Below are 6,894 nucleotides of genomic sequence, written 5' to 3'. Positions count from 1 at the left end.
CTGGTGCCCGGTATCGTGCCGACCTAGACTGTGCCCGTGCACACAGGCACTGGCCATGGCTCGGGTCGCAAGCCGATGTCGGGTGTCGACCGAACCGCCGACGGTCAGCCCGGCACAGAGCTGGTTTTTCCCGCCGTGGCCCGTCTCGAGCTCGATGAACTGCTCACACAACTGGTGGACCGCGCCCAGGACGTCCTGGCCACCCAGAGCCGGCTGCGCGGGCTGCTGCGGGCGAACCAGATGGTGGCCGCCGACCTCAGCCTGCCGGTAGTGCTGCGGCGCATTGTCGAGGCGGCCTGTGACCTGCTGGACGCCCGGTACGGCGCGCTGGGAGTCATCGGGGGCGACCGTCATCTGGAGCAGTTCATCCATGTCGGGCTTGATGAGAGCGAGGTTGCGCGGATCGGCCGTCTACCCGACGGCAGGGGGATTCTGGGGCTGCTGATCGAGCAGCCGAATCCGCTTCGCCTGGGGAAGATCTCCGATGATCCCCGCGCCCATGGTTTTCCGGCCGGCCACCCACCCATGGACACCTTCATCGGTGTGCCGATCTCCATCCGCGGTGAGGTGTTCGGAAATCTCTATCTCACGGAGAAGCGGGACGGTCGGCTGTTCACGGTTGAGGACGAGGAACTTGCCGTCGCGCTTGCCGCCGGCGCGGCGGTTGCCATCGACAATGCACGCCTGTTCGCCGAGGCGCAGCGCCGGCAGCGGTGGTTGCAGGCTTCGACGGAGATCACCCGTCAGTTGCTGGCCGGTGATGTGGAGCCGTTGTCGCTGATCGCTCGGTGCGCGTGCGATGTCGCGGCGGCCGACTTCACGTTGATCATACTGCAGCGGACCCCGTTCAGCAGGCTGGTCGTGGAGGTTGCCATCGGGGAGTACGCGGACCTGCTCGCCGGGGTCGTTGTGCCGGCCACGTCGATGGTGGGGCGGGCGGTCGAGGAGAGAGAACCGCTCCTGCTCGCCGAGGCCGCCGGCGACACCGCACTGTTCACGCCGGGTGGATTGGACGTCGGACCCGTCTTGATCGTTCCCCTTGCGGGTATTGAGGAGGGTGTCGGCGCTCTTGTTCTCGGCCGCCGTCAGCACGGGCGGGGATTGTGCGAGGCAGACCTGGATATGGCCGTCGGATTTGCCGGCCACATCGCGCTGGCACTGGAACTGGCCCAGGCACGGGCCACCCGGGAACAGCTGGTGGTTCTCGAAGAACGGGACCGTATCGCCCAGGATCTTCATGGTCATGTCATCCAGCGGCTGTTCGCGACCGCGCTCGGCATGCAGGGCCTCGCCGCCCGTGATCGGACGCAGCGGATGAGCAGGTACGTCGAAGAGGTGGACGAGACCATTCGCGAGATCCGGAACACCATCTTCGAATTGCGGGGTCACAGCCAGTTTGTCGGATCGGCCCTTCGGGCCCGGATCGCCTCGGTAGTCGACGATGTCAGCGACATTCTGGGATTCGCGCCCCGTCTGCGCTTCTCCGGTCCGGTGGACTCCGGCGTCAGCGAGGTCACCGCTGAGCATCTGCTGGCGGTGCTGCGGGAAGGCCTGACCAACGTCGCCCGTCACGCCCGGGCCAGTGGTGTCACGGTGAGTGTCGTTGCCGACACTGTTGATTCGATCGTGACGCTGGATGTAGTCGACGACGGCGTGGGGATAGGCGTGGTGCAACGGTCCAGCGGCCTGGCGAACATGCGCGCACGGGCGCAGGAGCTGGGCGGGACGTGCATAGTCACTCCGGGAGAGAACGGCGGTACCCGCCTGCGCTGGGTGGCCCCGGCGAACTGACCGCCGCCCGGCCGGTTTCCGCGGGTCGTCCGCGGGAGGATCCAAGGTCGCTCCGGTGCGGGACCAAAGGCATGCGCCGTCCCGACCTAGGCAGCGTAGGCGCGGATGATTGACGCGGGAATTATGAGTACCGGCCGCCGACGCGGAAAAGCAAGCGTCGCAGCGGGAACCGAGGAGGCCGGTATGATCTACGTTCCGCCTGGCAGACCGGGCAGCATCGTCGAGGTTGCGGACCGCTACGAGAACTTTGTCGGCGGTAAGTGGTTGCCGCCGCGTGCGGGCAGATATTCGGTGAATCTGAGCCCGGCCACCGGCCACCGGCCAGCCGATCTGCGAGATTCCGAAGTCCGGTCCGGAGGATGTCCAGGACGCCCTTGACGGCGCGCATGCCGCGGCTGGCGAATGGGCCACGGTTTCGCCGGCGGAGCGGTCCGCCGTGCTCAACGCCATCGCGGACGCGATCGACGCCAACCGGGAAATGCTGGCCGTCACCGAGAGCTGGGAGAACGGCAAGCCGGTGCGGGAGACGCTGGGCGCGGACATCCCGCTGGCCGCCGATCACTTCCGTTATTTTGCCGCGGCGGCGCGGATGCGCGAAAGTTCGATATCGAAGATCGACGAACACACCTTTTCCTATCATTTTCACGAGCCACTCGGTGTGGTGGCACAGATCATCCCCTTCAACTTCCCGTTGTTGATGGCCGCCTGGAAACTCGCCCCTGCTCTGGCCGCCGGGAACTGCTCGGTTCTCAAGCCGGCGTCGCCCACCCCGTGGTCGATCCTCAAGTTCGCCGAGCTGCTGGAGGGCATTGTTCCGCCTGGCGTGATCAACATTGTCAATGGGCCGGGGGCGGAGGTCGGGAAGGCGCTGGCCACCAGCCCGCGGATCGCCAAGATCGCTTTTACCGGCGAGACCGCAACCGGACGGCTCATGATGCAGTACGCCGCGCAGAACATCATCCCGGTCACGCTCGAACTGGGCGGCAAGTCACCCAATATCTTCTTCGACGATGTGCTGGCTGCTGACGACGCCTACCTCGACAAGGCGGTCGAAGGCCTGGTGCTGTACGCGTTCAACAAGGGCGAGGTGTGCACCTGCCCGTCCCGTGCGCTGATCCAGGAATCGATCTACGACGAGTTCATGGAACGCTGCCTGGCGCGGATCAGCCGCATCCGCCAGGGCAACCCGCTCGACCCCGCCACGATGGTTGGTCCCCAGGTTTCGGCCCAGCAGCTTTCGACGGTCGCGTCCTATGTCGACATCGGCCTGCGGGAAGGCGCGACCTGCTTGGCCGGCGGCAGGCGGGCGGAACCGGGCGGCGAGTTCGACGGCGGTTATTTCTTCGAACCGACCGTCCTGCGTGGAAACAACTCGATGCGGGTGTTCCAGGAGGAGATATTCGGCCCGGTGCTGGCTGTCACCACGTTCACCGACGAGGCTGACGCGCTGGCCATCGCCAACGACACCCTCTACGGGCTCGGTGCCGGGGTATGGAGCCGGGACGGCAGCCGCGCCTTCCGGATGGGCCAGGGTATCAAGGCCGGCCGGGTCTGGGTGAACTGCTACCACCAGTATCCGGCGGGAGCCGCATTCGGCGGGTACAAGGTTTCCGGTATCGGACGGGAGACGCACCGGATGATGCTCGATCACTACAGCCAGACGAAGAACATGCTTGTCAGCTATGACCCGAACCCGCTCGGCCTCTTCTAAAACCGACTCCGAACGAGGCGGCACCGACCGCCGGAAAATACCCTGGAGGATTCGATGAAGGCTGCGGTGGTAACGGACTTTCATGCGCCCCTGCGGATCGAGGACCGGCCTGTCCCGGCGCCGGGCCCCGGGCAGGTTCTGGTGCGCCTGGAGGCCTGCGGGCTGTGCCACACCGACATTCACGCGGCCCATGGGGACTGGCCGGTCAAGCCGTCCCCGCCCTTTGTACCGGGCCACGAAGGGGTCGGCGTGGTAGAGGCTCTCGGTGCCGGGGTGAGCGTGCGTCAGATCGGTGACCGGGTCGCGATCGCGTGGCTCGGCTACGCCTGCGGTCGGTGCGGCTACTGCATCAGCGGCTGGGAGACGCTGTGCGAGAGCCAGCGCAACAGCGGCTACTCGGTGGACGGCGCGTTCGCGGAGTACGCCGTCGCCGACGCCGACTTCGTCGTGCCGGTACCTGACGGAGTGTCCTCGTTCGAGGCCGCACCGTTGACCTGTGCCGGGGTCACCACCTATAAGGCGATCAAGGTCGCGGGGGTGTCACCCACGCAGACCGTCGCCGTCTTTGGCATCGGTGGGTTGGGTCATCTGGCCTTGCAGTACGCCCGCATCGCCGGGGGCTTCGTCATCGGGGTCGACATCACCGAGCCCAAGCTGGCCCTGGCGACCGAGCTCGGAGCCGATCATGTGGTGAACGCGGCGACCACCGACCCGGTTGAGGAGATCGCCAGGCTCGGTGGGGCGGACGTCGCTGTAGCGCTCGCGGCCTCGCCCCGCTCGTTCGAGCAGGCGTTCCGTTCGCTGCGGCGTGGTGGGCGGCTGGTCTGCGTGGCACTGCCGGCGGACGGCACCATGGCTATCCCGATCTTCGACACCGTCCTGAAGGGCATCACCATAGTCGGGTCGATCGTCGGCACCCGCAATGACCTCGCTGAGGTGTTTCGGCTGCACGCGGCCGGCCGTACCAGGGTCATCGCCGCCGGTCGGAAGATCGACGACGTGAACAGCTGCTTCGACGAGGTCCTCGCGAGCACCGTCCCGGCCCGCTTGGTGTTCGAGTTCTGACGGGGCCGCCGGGCGCGCGACGATCGTCAGATCGCGCGCCCGGCGGCCGCAGTCCCCGGAGGAGTGAGTTGTGACCGCCCCGACGCTGGGACCGAGAAGCTGAGTTGGAGCAATCATGAGTTCACTGTCCGTCGGAGTCGTCAAGGAGAGCGCTCCCGGCGAGCGCCGGGTGGCTCTGGTCCCAGAGGTCGTGGGCCGGGTGTTCGGCGCCGGCTTCGACGTCCTCGTCGAAGCCGGCGCCGGGAGCGCCGCATGGTTCCCCGACGGCGCGTACGCCGAAGCCGGGGCCGCCATCGTGACACGGGATGACCTGTTCGCCCGCGCCGACGTCGTGCTGACGGTCGGTCAACCGGACGCGGACACGCCGGCGTCGCTGCATGCGGGACAGACCCTCGTGGGGCTGCTCCAGCCGCTGCGTAATCCGGCCGCCATGGGGGCGCTGGCCGCGGCCGGGGTGACCGCGGTCAGTCTCGACGGGTTGCCGCGGACCCTGAGCAGGGCACAGGCGATGGACGCGCTGACCTCCCAGGCGAACGTGGCCGGCTACAAGGCCGTGCTCGTGGCGGCCGATGCGTACGCGCGTTACTTCCCCATGCTGATGACCGCGGCCGGCACCGTCCGCCCGGCCGAGGTCCTGGTGCTCGGCGCCGGTGTGGCGGGGCTGGCCGCGATCGGCACGGCGCACCGGCTCGGCGCGCTGGTGCGCGGCTACGACGTCCGGCCGCAGGCACGCGGTGAGATCGAGTCACTCGGCGCGTCATTTCTCGATCTCGCCGGGGTCGCGAGCGGGGCCGGGCAGGGTGGTTACGCACGGGATCTGACCGTGGACGAGCTCCTCGCCCAACAGGAGGCGTTGGCCGCCGCCGTCGCCCGCCACGATGTCGTCATTACCACCGCACAGGTTCCCGGTCGCCATCCGCCGCTGCTGGTCACCGAGAAGACCATCAAGATGATGCGATCCGGATCGGTGATCGTCGACCTCGCGGCGAGTGCTCTCGGCGGTAACGCCGAGCTCTCCGTACCGGGTGCAACGGTCGTCACGGACAACGGCGTGACCGTGATCGGCGCGGACAACCTGCCGTCGGAGATTCCATCGGCCGCATCGACCGTCTACGCGCGCAACATCCTCGCGCTTCTTGAGTATCTGAGCCACGACGGCCGGTTCAGTATCGACACCACCGACGAGATCCAGGCCGGAATCGTCATCACCCACGACGGCCGCGTCGTTCATCCTGCCATCGCGGAACTGGTGGCCGAGCCCAAGGACGGATCATGAATGCTTCGCTGGTCACTGATCTGACCATTCTCGTCCTGAGTCTGCTCGTCGGCTTCGAGGTCATCAGCAAGGTGCCGGCCACCCTGCACACTCCGCTGATGTCGGGTGCGAACGCCATCCATGGCATCGTCGTAGTCGGCGCGATGCTGGTGGCCGTGTCGGCCCACTCGCCCCTGGGTTATGTCCTGACTTTCTTCGCGGCGACCTTGGCCGCGGTGAACGTGGTGGGCGGTTATGTCGTGACCGACCGGATGCTTGAGATGTTCCGAAAGCGACCCGTCCCGCCCGCGCCCACGTCGATTGTCACCAGGGGTGAGTTGTCATGAGTGGTTCGGCTGCCGCGATCCACCTGTTGTTCCTGGCCGCCGCTACATGCTTCGTCCTCGGCCTGCACCTGATGAACTCCCCGGCCACAGCGCGGCGGGGTAACCAGCTGTCGGCCGCCGGAATGACGGCAGCGGTCGCGACCACTGTCGGGCTGATGGTCCGTGACCGGGTCATCACCACCACCGGACTGCTCGTTCTCGTCGCCGGTGCGGCGTTGGGGTCTGGACTCGGACTGTACTGGGCCCGGGGTGTGAAGATGACCGCGATGCCGCAGCTGGTCAGCGTCTTCAACGCGGCCGGCGGCGGGGCCGCCGCGCTCGTCGCGTTCGCCGATGCCGTCCGGCTCGGCGGGGCTGCGGGTCTCGCCCATGCCGCCGGACAGACGACGGTGGCCACCGGCCTTGACGTCGTCATCGGTTCGGTGACGTTCTCGGGCTCGCTGGTTGCCGCCGGCAAGCTCCAGGGCCTGGTGACGGGAGCGCCGGTTGTGTTCCGCGGAGCGCGGTTGTTGAACATCGTCCTGGCTGTGGTTGCGGTCACCGGCGTCGCTTTGATCATCGCTGGCCACGGCGGCACGATCGTGCTCTGCGGCGTTGCGTTGGCGGCCATCGGGTTCGGTGTGACCATGGTGTTGCCGATCGGTGGTGCGGACATGCCGGTGGTCATTTCATTACTCAACGCGTTCACCGGCACGGCCGTAGCCATTGCCGGCTTCGTACTCGAC

The 6,894-nt window shown here is 67.3% G+C and carries 5 protein-coding genes and 1 pseudogene; all 6 read left to right on the top strand.

The window, feature by feature from the left end; all coding sequences use genetic code 11:
- The first annotated feature begins 75 nt into the window (after window positions 1-75).
- Window positions 76-1,791, top strand: a complete 1,716-nt coding sequence (locus tag U9980_RS18385) for a GAF domain-containing protein (RefSeq protein WP_322769043.1) — start codon at window positions 76-78, stop codon at window positions 1,789-1,791.
- A 183-nt stretch (window positions 1,792-1,974) separates the two neighbouring features.
- A pseudogene (locus tag U9980_RS18380) lies at window positions 1,975-3,502 on the top strand (aldehyde dehydrogenase family protein).
- A 54-nt stretch (window positions 3,503-3,556) separates the two neighbouring features.
- Window positions 3,557-4,567: an alcohol dehydrogenase AdhP gene (gene adhP / locus U9980_RS18375; protein WP_322769042.1), complete on the top strand. Its 1,011-nt coding sequence runs from the start codon at window positions 3,557-3,559 to the stop codon at window positions 4,565-4,567.
- A gap of 115 nt (window positions 4,568-4,682) precedes the next feature.
- The gene (locus tag U9980_RS18370) at window positions 4,683-5,843 is read left to right on the top strand and encodes a Re/Si-specific NAD(P)(+) transhydrogenase subunit alpha (protein ID WP_322769041.1); all 1,161 of its coding nucleotides are present in this window, start codon (window positions 4,683-4,685) and stop codon (window positions 5,841-5,843) included.
- Complete coding sequence (locus U9980_RS18365; RefSeq protein WP_322769040.1) at window positions 5,840-6,169, top strand: NAD(P) transhydrogenase subunit alpha; 330 nt, start codon at window positions 5,840-5,842, stop codon at window positions 6,167-6,169. The genes U9980_RS18370 and U9980_RS18365 overlap by 4 nt, the downstream gene beginning before the upstream one ends.
- Window positions 6,166-6,894 (top strand): NAD(P)(+) transhydrogenase (Re/Si-specific) subunit beta (locus U9980_RS18360; protein ID WP_322769039.1); only part of this gene is annotated, 729 nt, incomplete at its 3' end. The genes U9980_RS18365 and U9980_RS18360, both read left to right, overlap by 4 nt.

The organism is Protofrankia sp. Cr1 (assembly GCF_963555865.1).
In the GTDB taxonomy this organism is placed as follows: Bacteria; Actinomycetota; Actinomycetes; order Frankiales; family Frankiaceae; genus Protofrankia.
Note: the sequence above shows the minus strand (reverse complement) of the source record. Positions and strands in the feature narration are given on the sequence as shown.